Genomic DNA, 17,784 nt, shown 5'->3' on the forward strand with positions numbered 1-17,784 from the left:
CCCGTCAGCGGGTGTCGAGGAGGGAGCCCATCCACTCCTCGATGCCCGCCACCGTCCGCGGCAGGGCGCCCGACATCAGGCGGGCGCCGTCCGCCGTGATGACCAGGTCGTCCTCGATGCGCACGCCGATGCCGCGCAGCTCCGCCGGGAGCGTCTCGTCGTCCGGCTGGAGGTAGAGGCCCGGCTCCACCGTCAGGACCTGGCCCTCCTCCAGCACCCCGTCCAGGTAGGTCTCGGCCCGCGCCTTCGCGCAGTCGTGGACGTCCAGCCCCAGCATGTGCCCGCTGCTGCACAGGGTGTACCGCCGGTGCAGGTCGCCCCGCGCGTCCTTGAGGATGCCCCATTCGGTGAGCCCCTCCGCGATGACCCGCATCCCGGCCCGGTGGAAGTCCCGGAAGCTCGCGCCCGGCCGCAGCGCCGCCATGCCGGCCTCCTGCGCGGCCAGCACCAGCTCGTAGACCTGCCGCTGCACGGGGGAGAACCGGCCCGACAGCGGGAGCGTCCGGGTGATGTCGGCCGTGTAGAGGGTGTCCGTCTCCACGCCCGCGTCCAGCAGCAGCAGTTCGTCCCGGTCCAGCCGGCCGTCGTTGCGGATCCAGTGCAGCACGCACGCGTGGGCGCCCGACGCGGCGATCGTCTCGTAGCCCGTGCCGTTGCCCTCGGCCCGGGCGCGCAGACCGAACACCCCCTCGATCCAGCGCTCCCCGCGCGGGTGGGCCAGCGCGCGCGGCAGGGCCCGTACGACGTCCTCGAAGCCGGCCGCCGTGTGGTCGACGGCGAGTTGGAGCTGCTCCACCTCCCAGGCGTCCTTGACCAGGCGCAGCTCGGCGAGGGCGGTGGCCAGCTCCGGGTCGGTGGCGGCGTCGCGGCCCGGCGGGGTCCCGAGGGCGTCGAGGTGGGCGCAGCGGATGCCGGTCAGCCGCTCCGCCTCCGCCAGGTCCGGGCGGCGGCCCACCCAGAACTCTCCGTGGCGCCGGTCGCGGTAGAACTCCTCGTTGCCGTCGGCCCGGGGCGAGCGGGGCCGTACGTACAGCACCGCCTCGTGGCCGTGCGGCCCGGACGGCTCCAGCACCAGGACGTGGCCGACCTGGTCCTCGCCCGTCAGCCCGGTCAGCCAGGCGTAGGCGCTGTGCGGCCGGAAGCGGTGGTCGCAGTCGTTCGTGCGCACCTTCAGCTCGCCGGCCGGTACGAGGAGCCGCTCGCCCGGGAACCGCGCCGAGAGCCGGGCGCGGCGGGCGGGGGTGACGGCGTACGAGGCGGCGCGCGCGGTGCCCGCCGACGGCGAGGGCGCCCACTTCCCCGCCATGAAGCGGGACAACTCGTCTGATACCGGCAGGTCGTGGCTGCCCGTGTTCAGGCGGGAGGAGGTGTCGGTCACTGGGGCTCCCTCAAGAAGTACTGAACTGGTGTGCGCACAGGTCTTGTCAGTGCAATTTCACATTACTATGTTACAGCTCACACCGCGGCACGTTAATCCCCGTCAAACGCCGCGTGACGCAGGGCAGTTCACGCACCTTCCCCCACCTCCCTCCCAACAGGAGTTCCCGGTGTCCCAGTCCAGAGCTGTGCGTACGTCTCTCCTCTCCGCCGCCGTCGCGGTCACCCTCCTGGCCACCGCCGGCCAGGCCGTGACCCAGGCCGCCGCCGCCGAGCGGGGCGCCCCCGCCACCACCTTCTCCGCCGGCGCCCCGGCCGCGCCGGCCACGGCGCCCAACCCCTTCGACGAGGTCGACCGCCTGGCCGACGCCAAGGAGCTGGTCCCGGCGCCCGCCCCGGCCCCCGGCGGAGGAGCCGTCACCGACGGCCGGGTGCCCGGCGCCGCGCCGGTGGCGGAGGCCCCGGGTTCCTCGCGCGCTGCCAAACGCGCGGAGAAGAGCCGCACGACCCCCGGGTCCGCGCCCACCGCCAAGAGCGTCGCCGGGGGCGTCCCCTGCACCCTCGACGGGATCAGGAACCTCACGCCGGAGCAGTTCGCCGACTTCCTCGGCGACCAGGCCGTCACCGCCGACGGCTGTCTGCGCGGGCTGATCTGGACCTGGGACGCCCGCCTGGCGCCCGTCATGTCCGACGCCCACGTCCAGGCCGTCTCCCGCCGCATATCCACCCTGGCCGCCGCCCACGACGGCCGTAACTCCTCCCACCTGGAGGAGATGTTCACCTACCTGCACGCCGTCGCCTACCACGACTTCTCGCGCGACGAGATCGACGTCACCGACGCCCCCACCACCGCCGCGATACGCAAGGCCATCGACGACTTCGGCAACGCCGCGCGGACCTTCGACGTCACCCCCACCAACGCCCGCACCCTGCGCGAGGCCCTCTACGCCGCCGGCCCGGGCCTGCGCCAGTACCAGCTCGGCCTGATCAAGAAGGTCCTGGCCACCATGGACCCGGCCCACCCGGCCACGCACCTGGACGCCGGCTGGGCGGGCGCCGCCCTCGCCGCGCTCTCCACCAACTACCTGGGCGTCTACCCGGGCAACGACGACACGGCCTTCCACGCGGCGGTCGCGGGGGACGCCGCGTACCGGGCCGCCTTCAAGGCCTTCGTCGGCTACACCCACCTCAAGGGCACCGGCAACGCCTGGGTGGTGCGCGACACCCTCAGCGAGTACGGCCGCTTCGGGCAGGTGGAGGGCCTCAGGGACCAGGTGGTTGCCGACCTCGGCGCCATGCTGGAGCCGGTCAAGTCCGCGTTCGGCAGCGAACCCTGGGCGAAGGTCGTCTCCTGGCTGAACGTCTACGGGGCCTGCAAGCCGTACGCGGTGTGCAAGGAGGACATCGAGAAGCAGATCTTCCCGTACACCTACACCTACGACAACGGCGCCATCAAGGTCCGCACCGCCCTGGACCGCGCCACCGTCGACCAGCTCTACTACGCGAGCAAGCAGGTCAAGACCCAGTTCCACCGCGTCCTGGGCACCGACCAGCCGCTCGCCGGAGACCCGAACACCACCCTCAACATCGTGCTCTACGCCTCCCGCGCCGACTACGAGAACTACCACCCGATCCTGACCGGCTACGGCACCAACAACGGCGGCATCTACATCGAGAACGGCGCCACCTTCTACACCTACCAGCGCCGCGTGCCGCAGGACTCCTCCCTCACCCTCGAGGAGCTCTTCCGCCACGAGTACACGCACTACCTCAACGGCCGTTTCGCCGTGCCCGGCTTCTTCGGCGAGGGCCCCTGGTACGAGGGCGACCGCACGACCGCCATGGACGAGGGCACCGCCGAGTTCTTCGACGGCGCCACCCGCGACAACGGCATCGCGGTCCGCAAGTCCCTGGTCAAGAGCATCATCAGCGACACCGCCGGCGGCGGCCCCCGGATGACCGTCGAGCAGTTGCTGAACGCCACCTACGACGGCGACGGCTTCCGCTTCTACAGCTACGCGGGCACGTTCTTCGAGTTCCTGTGGACCGAGAAGCCCTCGCTGCTGCGCGAGATGTACGCCCACCTGCGCGCCAACGACGTCGCCGGCTACGACGCGTGGCGCCACCGCACGGGTGCGGACACCTACCTCCAGCGCGACTACAACCGCTTCCTGGACGCCCAGATCGCCAAGGTCGACCAGCTGTACGTGCCGAACACCGTCTTCACCCCGAACGAGCGGCTGCGCGACTCGGCGCTCGCCTCGGTGAAGTCCTCCTTCGCGACGGCCACGTACAACACCCCCGACTGCGTGGAGAACGGCGACCCGGGCAAGCGCCGCTTCACCTGCACCGGCCGGATCACGGCGAACCTGAAGAACTGGCGCAGCGACGACCAGAACTTCAAGGACATGTCCGAGACGGTGGACTACTTCATCCTCGACCGGGCCGGTGCGGCCTCCAACAACCTGGCCGACATGAACTGCTCCTTCGGTCCGGTGGAGATCTGGGCCACCAAGACCGCGGGGTCCGCCTCCTACAGCTGCGAGGGCCCGCTGCGCAGCTGATCCGCCCCCGGCCGGTCCCGGACCCGAACGGGGGGCGGGACCGGCCGGGCTTCCCCTAGGCACCCTCAAAAGAATGTGACATATTACTGACCATGGACGTCGTGATCATTGGCGCCGGCGTCGTCGGAGCCGCGTGCGCGTACTACGCGAGCCGCTCCGGCCTGTCCGTGGCGGTGGTGGACCGTGGACCCGTCGCGGGCGGCACCACCGGCGCGGGGGAGGGCAACCTGCTCGTCTCCGACAAGGAGGCGGGCCCCGAACTGGACCTGGCCCTCCTCTCGGTCCGCCTCTGGCGCGACCTGGCCGCGCAACTCCCGCAGGCGGTCGAGTACGAGCCGAAGGGCGGCCTGGTCGTCGCCCCGGACGAGACCACCCTGAAGGCCCTGCGCCACTTCGCCGAAGGGCAGCGCGCCGCCGGGGTCCTCTCCACCGAGGTGGCACCGGACGCCCTGCACGACCTGGAACCGCACCTCGCCCGGGGCCTGGCGGGCGGCTTCCACTACCCCCAGGACGCCCAGGTCCACCCGGCCCAGGCGGCGGCCCGTCTCCTGTCGGCGTCCGGCGCGACGCTCCACCTGGGCGAGGAGGTCACCGGCCTCGTCCTGGAGTCGGGGACCGTGCGGGGCGTGCACACCTCCCGGCGCACCCTGCGGAGCCCGGCGGTCGTCAACGCGGCGGGCACCTGGGCGGGCGCCGTGGCCTCCCTCGCCGGCGCCGCCCTCCCCGTACTGCCGCGCCGGGGCTTCGTCCTGGTCACCGAGCCCCTCCCGCGCGTGGTCCGCCACAAGGTGTACGCCGCCGACTACATCGCCGACGTGGCCAGTGACTCGGCCGCGCTCCAGTCCTCGGCGGTCGTGGAGGGCACCCCCTCGGGCCCCGTCCTCATCGGAGCCACCCGCGAACGCGTCGGCTTCGACCGCACCCTGTCCCCGGAGGCCCTGCGCCGCCTGGCGGCCCAGGCGGCCACCCTGTTCCCCGTGCTGGCGGACGCCAAGGTGATCCGCACCTACCACGGCTTCCGCCCCTACCTCCCCGACCACCTCCCGGCGATCGGCCCCGACCCCCGGGTGCCCGGCCTCTTCCACGCCTGCGGCCACGAAGGCGCGGGCATCGGCCTGGCCCCGGCGACCGGTGCCCTGATCGCGGCGTCCCTCACCGGCACCGAACCCCCGGTCCCCCTCGCCCCCTTCCGCCCCGACCGCTTCCCGGACGGCCCGACGCCGTCCGCGGCCCGCGCGGCCGCCGCCCCCTGACCACGCCCGGCCCGGGCAGAGCACCCCCGAGGAGACCCCTGATGCGCAGCCCCCGCGAGCTGGTGGGCGGCAGCCCGGCGGCCGCGTTCCCCGTCACCTTCGACGGCCGCGAACTCCCGGCCCAGGAGGGCCAGTCCGTCGCCGCCGTCCTCTGGGCCGCCGGGATCCTCGCCTGGCGCACCACCCGTGGGGGCGGCGCACCCCGCGGCGCCTTCTGCGGGATCGGCGCCTGCTACGACTGCCTCGTCACCGTCAACGGCCGCCCCAACCAGCGGGCCTGCCTCGTCCCCGCCCGCCCCGGGGACTCCGTCACCACCCAGGAAGGCACCGGCCATGCCGACCTCGCCGTCTGACGCCGCCGGCCCCGCCGCCGCGGGCGAAGCCGCCGACCTCGCCGTCGTCGGCGCCGGCCCCGCCGGCCTCGCCGCCGCCGTCACCGCCGCCCGCCTCGGCCTGCGCGTCACCCTCCTCGACGCCGGCGACCGCCCCGGCGGCCAGTACTACCGCCACCCCGCCCCCGCCCTCGGCGCCGCCCGCCCGCAGGCCCTGCACCACGGCTGGCGCGCCTTCGCCACCCGCGAAGCCGCCCTGCACGCCCACCGGACGGCGGGCCGGCTCACCTACCTCCCCCGGCACCACGTCTGGACGGTGCTCCCCGCCCCCTCCGGAACCTGGACCCTCCATGCCGTGGCCGGCCACGGCCCCGACGAGGAGCCGGCCACCCTCCGCGCCCGCCACGTCCTCCTGGCCACCGGCGCCTTCGAACGCCAACTGCCGTTCCCCGGCTGGACCCTGCCCGGCGTCGTCGGCGCGGGCGGCGCCCAGGCCATGCTCAAGAGCGGCCTCGTCCTTCCCGGCCGGCGCATCGTCGTGGCCGGCTCGGGCCCCCTCCTCCTCGCCGTGGCCGGCTCCCTCGCCGCCGCCGGAGCCACCGTCCCGGCCGTGGTCGAGGCCGCCGCGTACACCGCGTACGCCCCGCACGCCTCCGCCCTGCTCCGCAACCCGGCGAAGCTCGCCGAGGGCGCCGCGTACGGCGGCGCCCTGCTGCGCCACGGCATCCGCCTCCTGACCCGGCACGCCGTCACCGAGGCCCACGGCCGCGACCGGATCGAGGCCGTCACCATCGCCCGTCTCGGTGCCGACTGGCGCCCGCTGCCCGGCACCGCCCGCCGCGTCCCCTGCGACGCCCTCGCCGTGGGCCACGGCCTGGTGCCGCAGCTGGAGCTGGCCACCGGCCTCGGCTGTGCGACCCGCCACAGCCCCGACGGCACGGCCGCCCTGGAACTGGACGCGGAGCAGCGCACCTCCGTCCCCGGGATCTGGTCCGCCGGCGAGACCGGCGGCATCGGCGGCGCCGAACTCGCCCTCACCGAGGGGGAGATCGCCGCCCACGCGGTCGCCGGACGGCCCGCCCCCGCCAGCCTCGTCCGCCGCCGCGCCCGGCTGCGCGCCTTCGCCGACGCCATGGGCGCGGCCCACCGCCCCGGCTCCGACTGGACCGGCTGGCTGCGGGAGGAGACCGACGTGTGCCGCTGCGAGGAGGTGCCGGCCGGCCGGATCCGCGAGGCCGTGACGGAGCTGGGGGCGCGGGACGCCCGTACGGTCAAACTGCTCACCCGGGCCGGGATGGGGTGGTGCCAGGGCCGGATGTGCGGTCCGGCCGTGGCCGCCCTCGCGGGCGAGGCGCCGGCGCCCGACCGCCGTCCGCTGTCCTGCCCGGTCCCGCTGCGCCACCTCGCCGGCCTGGAGCCGACGCCCGCGCCGGATCCCGGACTTCCCCCCTCCGGCCGCTGATCCGGTCCGTCCGGACCCTTGTGGCCGCCTCACACCCACTAGTAAAATGTCACACACCACACTAGGGAGTCCCCTCATGACCCACGCGCCCACCCCCGCGCCCCGCCCCGACACCCGCACCCGCCCCTGGCACGGCATCATGGTCGCCACCACGCTGCCCCTGCGCGCGGACCTCAGCGTCGACCACGACGCCTACGCCGAACACGTCGCCTGGCTCCTCGCCAACGGCTGCGACGGCGTCGTCCCCAACGGCTCCCTCGGCGAGTACCAGACCCTCACCGACGAGGAGCGGGCCCGGGTCGTCCGCACCGCCGTGGACGCCGCCGGCGACGGCGCCCGCGTCATGCCCGGCGTCGCGGCGTACGGCAGCGACGAGGCCCGCCGCTGGGCCGACCAGGCTGCCGAGGCCGGCGCGGGCTCCGTCCTGCTCCTGCCCCCGAACGCCTTCCGCGCCGACGAGCAGACCGTACGCGCCCACTACGCGCAGGTCGCCGGGGCCGGCCTACCGGTCGTCGCGTACAACAACCCGTACGACACCAAGGTGGACCTGACCCCCTCCCTCCTCGCCCGCCTCCACGCCGACGGCAGCATCGTCGCCGTCAAGGAGTTCAGCGGCGACGTCCGGCGCGCCTACGAGATCGCCGAACTCGCCCCCGGGCTCGACCTGCTCATCGGCGCCGACGACGTCCTCCTCGAACTCGCCCTCGCCGGCGCGGTCGGCTGGATCGCCGGCTACCCCAACGCCCTGCCGCAGGCCTGCGCCACCCTCTACCGGGCCGCGGTCGCCGGCGACCTCGCCGCCGCCCTGCCGCTGTACAAGTCCCTGCACTCCCTGCTGCGCTGGGACTCCAAGACCGAGTTCGTCCAGGCCATCAAGCTCTCCATGGACCTGGCCGGACGCCCCGGCGGCGCCACCCGCCCGCCGCGCTTCCCGCTCACCGGGGAGACCGAGGCGGCCGTCCGCGCGGCCACCGAGAAGGCCCTCGCCGAAGGCCTCAACTAACCCCCGGGAGGGCTGGAATGCGCACGCGCCACGTCTACCACGCGGTGGACTCGCACACCGAGGGCATGCCCACCCGGGTGATCACCGGGGGAGTCGGGGTGATCCCCGGCGCCACCATGGCCGACAAACGGCTCCACTTCATGGAGCACATGGACCACGTCCGCACCCTGCTCATGTACGAGCCGCGCGGCCACGCGGCGATGAGCGGAGCCGTCCTCCAGCCCCCCACCCGGCCCGACGCCGACTTCGGCGTGCTCTACATCGAGGTGTCGGGCCTGCTGCCCATGTGCGGGCACGGCACGATCGGGGTGGCCACGGTGCTCGTCGAGACCGGCATGGTCCCGGCCGTCGAACCGGTCACCACCGTCCGGCTCGACACCCCGGCCGGGCTGGTGAGCGTGGACGTGCGCGTCGAGGACGGCGCCGCCACCGCCGTCACCCTCACCAACGTGCCCTCGTTCTGCGTCGGCCTCGACCTGAAGACCGAGGTGCCCGGCTTCGGCACGGTCACCTACGACCTCGCGTACGGCGGGAACTTCTACGCCTTCGTGGAACTCGACGCCCTGGGGCTCCCCTTCGACCGGGCCCGCAAGGAGGACCTGATCGCCGCCGGGCTCGCGGTCATGGACGCCGTCAACGCGGGTCCCGACCGCCCCGTCCACCCCGAGAACCCCTCCATCGCCGGGATCAAGCACGTCTACCTCGCCGCCCCCGGCTCCGACGCCCGCCGCTCCCGGCACGCCATGGCCATCCACCCCGGCTGGTTCGACCGCTCGCCCTGCGGTACGGGGACCAGCGCGCGCATGGCCCAGCTGCACGCCCGGGGGCTGCTGCCGCTCGGCACGGACTTCGTCAACGAGTCCTTCATCGGCACCGAGTTCACCGGCCGGCTCGTCGGGGAGACCACCGTCGCGGGGCACCCGGCCGTCGTCCCCACCGTCACCGGCCGGGCCTGGATCACCGGCACGGCCCAGTACTTCCTGGACCCGGCCGACCCCTTCCCCGGAGGGTTCCTCCTGTGACCACCGTCCGCACCACCGACTACCACGCGGCGGGGGAGCCCTTCCGGATCGTCTCGGACGGACTTCCCCCCGTCCCCGGGGACACCGTCGCCGAACGCTGCGCCACCGCCATCGGACCCGGGGGCTCCGGGACCGCTCCGCGCCGGGGCGCGCTGGACGACGTACGGCGCCTGCTGGTGCAGGAGCCGCGCGGGCACGCGGGGATGTACGGCGGGTTCGTGGTCCCCCCGAACGACGACGGGGCCCACTTCGGGGTGCTGTTCTGGCACAAGGACGGCTACTCCACCGCCTGCGGCCACGGCACCATGGCACTCGGCGCCTGGGCCGTGGACACCGGGCGGGTCGCGGCCCCCGACGACGGCGACGTCCAGGTGCGCATCGACGTGCCGTCCGGCCGGGTCGGCGCCACCGTCCACCGCGCCCAGGGCCGCACCACCGGGGTCACCTTCCGCAACGTCCCGGCCCGGGTGGCCGCCCGCAAGGTCCCGGTGGCCACCACCCTGGGCATCGCGGAGGCGGACATCGCGCACGCCGGGGCCTGCTACGCCTCCGTCCGCGCCCGCGACCTCGGCCTGGAGGTCACCCCGGCCGCCCTGCCCGACCTGGTACGGGCCGGCCGGGAGATCCGGGCCGCGCTGGCCACCCACCCCGCGACCTGGCACCCCGGCGGCCCGCTGCTCTCCGGGGTGTACGGGGTGGTCCTGTACGAGGAGCTGCCCGACACGCCGTTCGGGCCGCACCAGCGCAACGTCACCGTCTTCGCCGACGGGCAGACCGACCGCTCGCCCTGCGGCTCCGGCACCTCGGCGCGGCTCGCGCTGCTGGCGGAGGACGGCCGGCTCGGCGCGGGGGAGGACCTGCTCCACGAGTCGGTGATCGGCACCGTCTTCACCGGCAGGATCCTGGCGGACGGAGTCACCGAGGTCACCGGGACCGCCTACCGCACCGGCGAGCACGTCTTCACCGCCGACCCGTACGACGCCCTCGGCGCGGGCTTCCTCCTGTGACGGCCCCGCCCGCCCCACCCGGCGGGGCCGGAGCCGGGCTCCCGCAGTTCGGCGCCGAGGAGATGGCCCGCCTGCTCACCCCGGCGCGGGCCGCCGACGCCCTGGCCGACGCCCTGCGCGCCGGCCTGGACCCGGAGGCCTGCCCGCAGCGCACCGGCGTCGCGGTGCCGGGGGGCGAGCTGCTGCTGATGCCGGCCGCCACGGCCGCGTACGCCGGGGTCAAGATCGCGGGGGTCGCCCCGGGCAACCCGGCCCGCGGGCTGCCCCGGATCACCGGCAGCTACCTCCTGCTGGACGGCCCCACCCTGCGCCCGCTGGCCCTGCTCGACGGCGCGGCCCTGACCGCCCTGCGCACCCCGGCGGTGTCCGCGCTCGCCCTGCGGTACCTGGCCCCGGCCGGACGGCCGCTGCGGGTGCTGCTCTTCGGCTCGGGCCCGCAGGCGTACGGCCACCTCGAAGCGGCCCTGGCCGTCCGGGAGGCGGCGGCGGTGGTGGTCGTCGCCCGGCGCGCCGAGGGCGCCCGGAAGCTGGCGGCGCACGCCCACGCCCTCGGGGTCGCGGCCCGCACCGGCACGGGCAGCGCCGAGGAGGTGGCGGGGGCCGACCTGATCCTGTGCTGCACGACCGCCCGCGAGCCGCTCTTCGACGGGCGGCAGGTCGCCCCGGGAGCGGTGGTCGTCGCCGTCGGCTCCCACGAGCCGGACGCCCGCGAGACGGACACCGCCCTCGTGCGACGCGCGGCGGTGTACGTGGAGTCGCGGGCGGCGGCACTGCGCGAGGCGGGGGACCTGCTGGTCCCGGAGGCCGAGGGGGCGATCGGACCCGGTCATATCAGCGCCACCCTCGCCGACCTGGTCGCGGGCCGGCATCCCCGCCCCGTCCGGCCGAGTCGTCCACAGCTCTTCAAGAGCGTCGGCATGGCCTGGGAGGATCTGGCGGTGGCGGTGGCGATCTACCGGTCGGCAGCCGGGGTCAGCAGCGAAACGTGACATTGTACGCTGTTCCCCTGCCCGTCGCTGGTGTGCGGGGTCTCGGAGGAAGAGCAATGGGTGACCTGAAGCAGCACAGTCTCATCAAGGCGCAGGAGCGGCTCCGCGACCAGGTCGGCCACGCCCTCAGGGCGGCCCTGATAGCGGGCGAACTCCGCCCGGGCAGCGTCTACTCGGCGCCCGGCCTGGCCGCCGAGCTCGGCGTCTCGGCCACCCCGGTCCGCGAGGCCATGCTCGACCTCGCCCGTGAGGGCCTGGTGGAACCGGTCCGCAACAAGGGCTTCCGGATCACCGAGGTCAGCGAGCGCGACCTCGACCAGTACACCGAGCTGCGCACGATGATCGAGGTCCCGACCATCGGCAAGATCACCAAGATCGCCACGGTGGAGCAGCTGGAGCGGCTGCGCCCCGTCGCGGAGGAGATCGTCAGCAGCGCCCGCGAGCACAACCTCATCGGCTACCTGGAGGCCGACCGGCGCTTCCACCTCGGCCTGCTGGCCCTCGCGGGCAACGAGCGCCTGGTCGAGACCGTCGGCGACCTGCGCAAGCGCTCGCGGCTCTACGGCCTCACGGGCCTGGACGAGGCCGGCAAGCTGGTCTCCTCCGCCGAGGAGCACATCGAGCTGCTCGACCTGATGCTCACCGGCGACGCGGAGGCCGCCGAGGCCTGCATGCAGCGCCACCTCGGCCATGTCCGCTCCCTCTGGGCCCAGGGCCGCGACGAACCGGTGGGCCGCACCCCGGGCGGTCTCGGCTCGGGGCTCTGACCCCGCGTCACCCGGAGCGCCGCCGCCGGGCAGGCTCCCGTACGCCCCAGGGCCCGGACCTTCTGGTCCGGGCCCAACTCCGTTTCCAGGCACCCCTTTTGGACACGGCTGGATAACGGCGGCGGCAACCTCTTGTCAGTACAATTTCACATTACTATGTTACCGGTCACACCCTAAAGCGCGGCCCTTCCCTGGAGTGACCCATGACCAAGCGCACCCAGCTCACCCTCGCCACCGCCCTGGTGGCCACGCTCGTACTCGGCGTCTCGGGCTGCTCCGACACCAAGAAGGGCCCCGCGGCCGGCGGCGCTTCCAACCCCGCCGCCGCCAACGAGGGGAAAGTGCTCGGCGGTACCCCGGCCAAGGGCGGCACCCTCACCGTCCTCTCCAACCAGGACTTCTCCCACCTCGACCCCGCCCGCAACTGGACGCTGCCCACCATCGACTTCGGCACCCGGCTGCTCTACCGCACGCTGGTCACCTTCAAGGCCGAGCCCGGCAAGGCCGGCAGCGAACTGGCCCCCGACCTCGCCACCGACCTCGGCACCCCCTCCAACGGCGGCCGCACCTGGACCTTCACCCTCAAGGACGGCCTGAAGTACGAGGACGGCAGCCCCATCAAGGCGCAGGACGTCAAGTACAACGTCGAGCGCTCCTTCGCCCCCGACCTCACCGGCGGCCCCGACTACGCCGCCCAGTACCTCGCGGGCGCCGACGGCTACAAGGGCCCCCTCCAGGGGCAGCACCTCGACTCCGTCAAGACCCCCGACGACCGGACGATCGTCTTCGAACTCAAGCGGCCCGTCGCCGAGTTCTCCGCGACCGCCACCCTGCCGACCTTCGCGCCCGTCCCCCAGTCCCAGGAGAAGGGCACCCAGTACGACGCCCGCCCCTTCTCCTCCGGCCCGTACAAGATCGAGACGTACGACCGGGACAAGAAGCTCGTCCTCGTCCGCAACGAGCACTGGGACCCGAAGACCGACGCCGTCCGCAAGGCCTACCCGGACAGGTTCGTGGTCGTGATGGGCCTCAAGGGCGGGCAGGTGGACGACCGCATCATCGCCGGTGACGGCGCCGACGCCTCCGCCGTCGAGTACCAGGACATGCGGCCCGAGAGCGCGCCCAAGGTGCTGCCCAAGCCCGACGTCAAGGCGCGCCTGCTCGCCGAGTCCCAGGGCTGTACCGAGATGCTCCACCTGAACAACTCCCGCGCCCCCTTCAACGACCCCAAGGTGCGCGAGGCGATGCAGTACGCCGTCGACAAGGAGGCCGTGGTCACCGCGGGCGGCGGCCCCGCCCTCAACGAGGTCGCCACCGCCTACCTGCCCCCGGCCCTGACCGGCGGCAAGCAGGCCGACACCCTCAGGATCGCGCCGTCCGGCGACCCCGCCAAGGCCAAGGAGCTCCTGAAGGCCGCCGGCAAGGAGGGCCTGAAGGTCTCCCTGGCCGTCTCCACCGGCGACAAGGGCAAGGCCGAGGCCATCCAGCAGGGCCTGTCCCGCGTCGGGATCGAGGTCGTCATCGACACCGTCGACCCCGGCGCCTACTACGACGTCATCGGCGACCTGTCCACCACCCCCGACATGACCCTCACCGGCTGGTGCCCCGACTACCCCTCCGGCTCCACCTGGATCCCCTTCGTCTTCGACGGACGCACCGTCAAGGACAAGGGCAACCAGGGCAACTACTCCCAGTTCCGCGACGAGGCCACCATGAAGCGGATCGACGAGATCAACGCCATGGCCGACGCCAAGCAGGCCAACCAGGCCTGGATCGACCTCGACGCCGAGATCATGAAGAAGGCCCCGGCCGTCCCGGTCCTGCTGGAGCGCAAGCCGCTGCTCGTCGGCACCAACATCGCCGGCGCCTACGGCCACCCCGTCTGGACCGGCACCATCGACTACGGCACCGTCGGCCTCAAGGACCCCTCGAAGAGCCAGGGCTGAGGCGGCGGGGAACCGACAGCGCCATGACCACCACCGCACCGGCGTCCGGACCCCCGGCGCCCGACGCCCCGGCCGCCGCCGCGCCCGCCGAGGGCCTCCCCCCGGGCAGCAGCCCCTGGCAGCTCGCCCGGCGGGAACTGCGCCGCCGCCCCGCCGTCCGCGTCAGCGCCTGCGTCGTCCTCCTCTTCGTCCTGATGGCCGTCACCGCCCCCTGGCTGGGCGCCCTCGGCGGCTGGTCCCCCGACGAGTTCGACAAGACCGCCGTCGACCCCTACCTCGGCGGCCTGCCCCTCGGCTCCCTCGGCGGGATCGGTCCCGAGCACTGGCTCGGCGTCGAACCCGTCAGCGGCCGCGACCTCTTCGCCCGCGTCGTCCACGGCGCGCAGGTGTCCCTGCTCATCGCCTTCGCCGCCACCGCCATCGTCGTCCTCGCCGGAACCGCCGCGGGCATCGCGGCCGGCTACTTCGGCGGCCGCACCGACGCGGTCCTGTCCCGGCTGATGGACCTCACCATGTCCTTCCCCTCGCTGATCTTCATGATCGCGATGCTGTCGGTGGCCAAGGACGTCAACCGCATCGTCCTCATGACCGCCGTCATCGGGCTCTTCGGCTGGCCCGGCGTCGCCCGCGTCGTCCGCGGCCAGACCCTCTCCCTCAAGCACCGCGAGTACGTCGACGCCGCCCGCGTCGGCGGAGCGAGCGCCTGGCGCATCCTGACCCGCGACATCCTCCCGGGCGTCTCCGGCCCGGTCATCGCCTACACCACCCTGCTCATCCCCGGCATGATCAGCACCGAGGCGGCACTCAGCTACCTCGGCGTCGGGGTCCGACCGCCCACCCCCTCCTGGGGCCAGATGATCGCCGAGTCCGTGGCCTTCTACGAGACCGACCCGATGTACTTCGTCATCCCGAGCGTCTTCCTCTTCCTCGCGGTGCTCGCCTTCACCCTCCTCGGCGACGCCCTGCGCGACATCCTCGACCCGAGAGGAGCCCGCAGTTGATCCTCTACCTGCTGCGCCGCCTCCTCGCCCTGGCCGGCGTCCTGCTCGCCATCGCCGCCGTCACCTTCCTCATCTTCTACGTCCTGCCCAGCGACCCGGCCGCCGCCGCCTGCGGCAAGACCTGCAGCGCCGAACGGCTGGCCGACGTACGCGCGTACCTGGGGCTCGACCAGCCCCTGTGGCGGCAGTTCGCCGACTTCCTCACCGGCATCTTCACCGGCCGCACCCTCGGCTCCGGCCAGTACGCCGTCAGCTGCGACTTCCCGTGCCTGGGCTACTCGTACGAGAACTCGCTGCCCGTCTGGGACCTGCTGATGGACCGGCTCCCGGTCTCCGCCTCCCTCGCCGTCGGCGCGGCCGCCCTGTGGCTCCTGCTGGGCCTGGGCGCCGGAGTGACCGCCGCCCTGCGCAAGGACACCGCCACCGACAAGGCCCTGATGGTCGGCGCGGTCGCCGCCGCCTCCCTGCCCGTGTACTTCACCTCCGTCCTGCTGATCTACGGAGTCATCCGCGTCGCCGGACTCCTGCCCTACCCCACCTATCAGGCCCTCACCGACGACCCGCTGGCCTGGGCGTCCAACCTCCTGCTGCCCTGGACCGCGCTCGCCCTGCTCTACGCCGCCATGTACGCCCGCCAGAGCCGGGGCTCCATGATCGAGGCGATGGCCGAGCCGTACATCCGCACCGCCCGCGCCAAGGGCATGCCCGAACGCACCGTCGTCGTCAAACACGGGCTGCGCTCGGGGATGACCCCGATCCTCACCATCTTCGGCATGGACCTCGGAGGCCTGCTCGCCGGAGCCGTGATCACCGAGTCCATCTTCGGGCTCCCCGGCATCGGCAGGCTCTTCTACGGGGCGCTCGTCAGCTCCGACCAGCCCGTCGTCCTCGGGGTCACCCTGCTCGCCGCCTTCTTCATCGTCGTCGCGAACCTCGCCGTCGACCTCCTGTACGCCGTAGTCGACCCGAGGGTGAGGTACTGATGACCACCCCGCTGCTCGAAGTGCGCGACCTGCGCGTCACCTTCAGCACCCCGCGCGGGACGGTGCGCGCCGTCGACTCGCTCGGCTTCACCGTCGAAGCGGGCCGCACCCTCGGCATCGTCGGCGAATCCGGATCCGGCAAGTCCGTCACCTCCCTCGCCGTCATGGGCCTGCACCGCACCGGCGCCGAGGTCAGCGGCTCCGTCACCCTCGCGGGACAGGAGCTCACCGGTCTCCCCGAGAAGGAACTGGCCAAGGTCCGCGGCCGCCGCATGGCCATGATCTTCCAGGACCCGCTGTCCAGCCTGCACCCCTACTACACCGTCGGCGAGCAGATCGCCGAGCACGTCCGGGTGCACTTCAAGGCCGGCCGGGCCGCCGCCCGCAAACGCGCCGTCGACATGCTCGGCGAGGTCGGCATCCCCGAACCGGCCCGCCGCGCGGGGGAGTACCCGCACCAGTTCTCCGGCGGCATGCGCCAGCGCGCGATGATCGCCATGGCCCTGGCGTGCGAGCCCGAGCTGCTGATCGCCGACGAGCCCACCACCGCCCTCGACGTCACCGTCCAGGCGCAGATCCTCGAGCTGATCGCCCGCCTCCAGGAGGAACGCGGCCTCGGCGTCGTGATGATCACCCACGACCTGGGGGTGGTGGCCCGGGTCGCCCACGAGGTGCTGGTCATGTACGGCGGCCGGGCCGCCGAACAGGCCCCCGCCGAGGAGCTGTTCGCCGACCCGGCGCACCCCTACACCCGGGGCCTGCTCGACTCCCTGCCCCGCCTCGACAGCGCCGACGACGTCCCGCTGCCCTCCATCCCGGGCTCCCCGCCGTCCCTGCTGGACCCGGCCCCCGGCTGCGCCTTCGCCCCGCGCTGCCCCAGGGCCGCCGCCGGCCCGCCGCCGGAGCGGGAGCGCTGTACGGGCGAGCGCCCGCCGCTGCTCCCGTACGGCTCTCCCGCCCGCTCGGCGGCCTGCCACTTCGCTGGCTCCGCCCCCGCCCCGGAGGTGTCCCGATGACCGCCCCGGCCACCGGCCAGGACCGGGCCGCGCAGCCGGCCCCGGCCGGCCCCCTGCTCTCCGTACGGGACCTGACCATGACCTTCCCCGGCAAGCGGTCGCTGACCGGGCGCCGGGCGGCGCCCGTGCGGGCCGTCGACGGGATCTCCTTCGACCTGGAGGCCGGACGCACCCTCGGCCTCGTCGGCGAGTCCGGCTGCGGGAAGTCCACCACCGGCCGGATGCTGGTGCGGCTGCTGGAACCCACCTCCGGCAGCATCGCCTTCGACGGCCGCGACATCAGCCGGCTCTCCCAAGGGGCGCTGCGGCCGCTGCGCAGGAACCTCCAGATGGTCTTCCAGGACCCGCACTCCTCCCTCAACCCCCGCCAGACGGTCGCCCGGATCATCGCCGACCCCCTGCTGGTGCAGGGCTGGAGCGCGGCGGACGCCCGCCGCCGGGCCGCCGAACTGATGGAGCTGACCGGACTGATCCCGGAGCACATCGACCGCTACCCGCACGAGTTCTCCGGCGGCCAGGCGCAGCGCATCGGCATCGCCCGCTCGCTGGCCACCAGCCCCCGGCTGGTGATCGCCGACGAGCCGGTCTCCGCCCTCGACGTCTCCGTCCAGGCGCAGATCGTCAACCTGATGGAGCGGCTGCGCGCGGAACTGGGCCTGGCGTACGTGTTCATCGCGCACGACCTCTCGGTCGTCAAACGGGTGAGCGACCGGGTGGCGGTCATGTACCTCGGCCGGATCGTCGAGATCGGGGACAAGAAGTCCCTCTACGAAGACCCGCAGCACCCGTACACCCGGGCGCTGCTGTCCGCCGTCCCGCTGCCCGACCCGGCGGCGGAGCGGCGGCGCGAGCGGATCGTGCTGCTCGGCGACCCGCCGAGCCCGGCCGCCCCGCCCCCGGGGTGCACCTTCCATCCGCGCTGTCCCGTGGCGCAGGAGATCTGCCGCACCGAGCGGCCGTTGTTGCGGCCGGTCGCCTCGCGAGAGGTGGCGTGCCACCTGGCGTAGGCAGCGGGGCCCGGGTGGCTGACGGGGGATCACGGGAAGGGGAGGGGCCCCGGAG

General features: G+C 73.8%; 15 protein-coding genes. 14 read left to right on the forward strand and 1 reads right to left on the reverse strand.

Features of this window, described 5'->3' with window-relative positions:
- Positions 1 to 4: 4 nt before the first annotated feature.
- On the reverse strand, positions 5 to 1,378 hold the full coding sequence (locus AB0D45_RS04635; RefSeq protein ID WP_362455268.1) for an aminopeptidase P family protein: 1,374 nt from the start codon (positions 1,376 to 1,378) through the stop codon (positions 5 to 7).
- A 169-nt stretch (positions 1,379 to 1,547) separates the two neighbouring features.
- Between AB0D45_RS04635 and AB0D45_RS04640 the strand changes: the two genes are divergently transcribed.
- From AB0D45_RS04640 to AB0D45_RS04705, 14 genes are all read left to right on the forward strand, one after another.
- Entirely contained in the window at positions 1,548 to 3,941 is a 2,394-nt protein-coding gene (locus AB0D45_RS04640) for a collagenase (RefSeq protein ID WP_362455269.1), read from the forward strand.
- Positions 3,942 to 4,033: 92 nt separating this feature from the next.
- Positions 4,034 to 5,194 (forward strand): FAD-dependent oxidoreductase, encoded by a 1,161-nt coding sequence (locus AB0D45_RS04645; protein ID WP_362455270.1) that lies wholly within the window; start codon positions 4,034 to 4,036, stop codon positions 5,192 to 5,194.
- A 38-nt stretch (positions 5,195 to 5,232) separates the two neighbouring features.
- Entirely contained in the window at positions 5,233 to 5,547 is a 315-nt protein-coding gene (locus tag AB0D45_RS04650; RefSeq protein WP_361596538.1) for a (2Fe-2S)-binding protein, read from the forward strand.
- Positions 5,528 to 6,988 (forward strand): NAD(P)/FAD-dependent oxidoreductase, encoded by a 1,461-nt coding sequence (locus tag AB0D45_RS04655; protein ID WP_362455271.1) that lies wholly within the window; start codon positions 5,528 to 5,530, stop codon positions 6,986 to 6,988. The genes AB0D45_RS04650 and AB0D45_RS04655 overlap by 20 nt, the downstream gene beginning before the upstream one ends.
- Before the next feature lie 76 nt (positions 6,989 to 7,064).
- A complete protein-coding gene (locus AB0D45_RS04660) occupies positions 7,065 to 7,991 on the forward strand; it encodes a dihydrodipicolinate synthase family protein (protein WP_362455272.1) in 927 nt (308 codons plus the stop codon).
- Between the two features lie 17 nt (positions 7,992 to 8,008).
- Positions 8,009 to 9,013: a proline racemase family protein gene (locus AB0D45_RS04665; RefSeq protein WP_362455273.1), complete on the forward strand. Its 1,005-nt coding sequence runs from the start codon at positions 8,009 to 8,011 to the stop codon at positions 9,011 to 9,013.
- Positions 9,010 to 10,020 (forward strand): proline racemase family protein, encoded by a 1,011-nt coding sequence (locus tag AB0D45_RS04670; protein WP_362455274.1) that lies wholly within the window; start codon positions 9,010 to 9,012, stop codon positions 10,018 to 10,020. The genes AB0D45_RS04665 and AB0D45_RS04670 overlap by 4 nt, the downstream gene beginning before the upstream one ends.
- Entirely contained in the window at positions 10,017 to 11,009 is a 993-nt protein-coding gene (locus tag AB0D45_RS04675) for an ornithine cyclodeaminase family protein (RefSeq protein ID WP_362455275.1), read from the forward strand. Before AB0D45_RS04670 ends, AB0D45_RS04675 begins: the two co-directional genes overlap by 4 nt.
- 56 nt (positions 11,010 to 11,065) lie before the next feature.
- The gene (locus tag AB0D45_RS04680) at positions 11,066 to 11,776 is read left to right on the forward strand and encodes a GntR family transcriptional regulator (protein WP_361596381.1); all 711 of its coding nucleotides are present in this window, start codon (positions 11,066 to 11,068) and stop codon (positions 11,774 to 11,776) included.
- Positions 11,777 to 11,979: 203 nt separating this feature from the next.
- Positions 11,980 to 13,722 (forward strand): ABC transporter substrate-binding protein, encoded by a 1,743-nt coding sequence (locus AB0D45_RS04685; protein WP_362455276.1) that lies wholly within the window; start codon positions 11,980 to 11,982, stop codon positions 13,720 to 13,722.
- A gap of 23 nt (positions 13,723 to 13,745) precedes the next feature.
- Positions 13,746 to 14,723, forward strand: a complete 978-nt coding sequence (locus AB0D45_RS04690) for an ABC transporter permease (RefSeq protein WP_362455277.1) — start codon at positions 13,746 to 13,748, stop codon at positions 14,721 to 14,723.
- Positions 14,720 to 15,706: an ABC transporter permease gene (locus tag AB0D45_RS04695; protein ID WP_362455278.1), complete on the forward strand. Its 987-nt coding sequence runs from the start codon at positions 14,720 to 14,722 to the stop codon at positions 15,704 to 15,706. The genes AB0D45_RS04690 and AB0D45_RS04695 overlap by 4 nt, the downstream gene beginning before the upstream one ends.
- Positions 15,706 to 16,722 carry an ABC transporter ATP-binding protein gene (locus AB0D45_RS04700; protein ID WP_361596369.1) on the forward strand — a complete coding sequence of 339 codons (1,017 nt, stop codon included), beginning with the start codon at positions 15,706 to 15,708 and terminating at the stop codon, positions 16,720 to 16,722. Before AB0D45_RS04695 ends, AB0D45_RS04700 begins: the two co-directional genes overlap by 1 nt.
- A complete protein-coding gene (locus AB0D45_RS04705) occupies positions 16,719 to 17,729 on the forward strand; it encodes an oligopeptide/dipeptide ABC transporter ATP-binding protein (protein WP_362455279.1) in 1,011 nt (336 codons plus the stop codon). The genes AB0D45_RS04700 and AB0D45_RS04705 overlap by 4 nt, the downstream gene beginning before the upstream one ends.
- Positions 17,730 to 17,784 lie beyond the last annotated feature (55 nt).

This window comes from Streptomyces sp. NPDC048352 (assembly GCF_040651895.1).
GTDB lineage: Bacteria > Actinomycetota > Actinomycetes > Streptomycetales > Streptomycetaceae > Streptomyces.

Coding starts and splice junctions, on each gene's coding strand:
- AB0D45_RS04655 (WP_362455271.1), top strand. CDS start 5,528: ATGCCGACCTCGCCGTCTGACGCCGCCGGCCCCGCCGCCGCGGGCGAA.
- AB0D45_RS04690 (WP_362455277.1), top strand. CDS start 13,746: ATGACCACCACCGCACCGGCGTCCGGACCCCCGGCGCCCGACGCCCCG.
- AB0D45_RS04645 (WP_362455270.1), top strand. CDS start 4,034: ATGGACGTCGTGATCATTGGCGCCGGCGTCGTCGGAGCCGCGTGCGCG.
- AB0D45_RS04680 (WP_361596381.1), top strand. CDS start 11,066: ATGGGTGACCTGAAGCAGCACAGTCTCATCAAGGCGCAGGAGCGGCTC.
- AB0D45_RS04700 (WP_361596369.1), top strand. CDS start 15,706: ATGACCACCCCGCTGCTCGAAGTGCGCGACCTGCGCGTCACCTTCAGC.
- AB0D45_RS04685 (WP_362455276.1), top strand. CDS start 11,980: ATGACCAAGCGCACCCAGCTCACCCTCGCCACCGCCCTGGTGGCCACG.
- AB0D45_RS04665 (WP_362455273.1), top strand. CDS start 8,009: ATGCGCACGCGCCACGTCTACCACGCGGTGGACTCGCACACCGAGGGC.
- AB0D45_RS04705 (WP_362455279.1), top strand. CDS start 16,719: ATGACCGCCCCGGCCACCGGCCAGGACCGGGCCGCGCAGCCGGCCCCG.
- AB0D45_RS04660 (WP_362455272.1), top strand. CDS start 7,065: ATGACCCACGCGCCCACCCCCGCGCCCCGCCCCGACACCCGCACCCGC.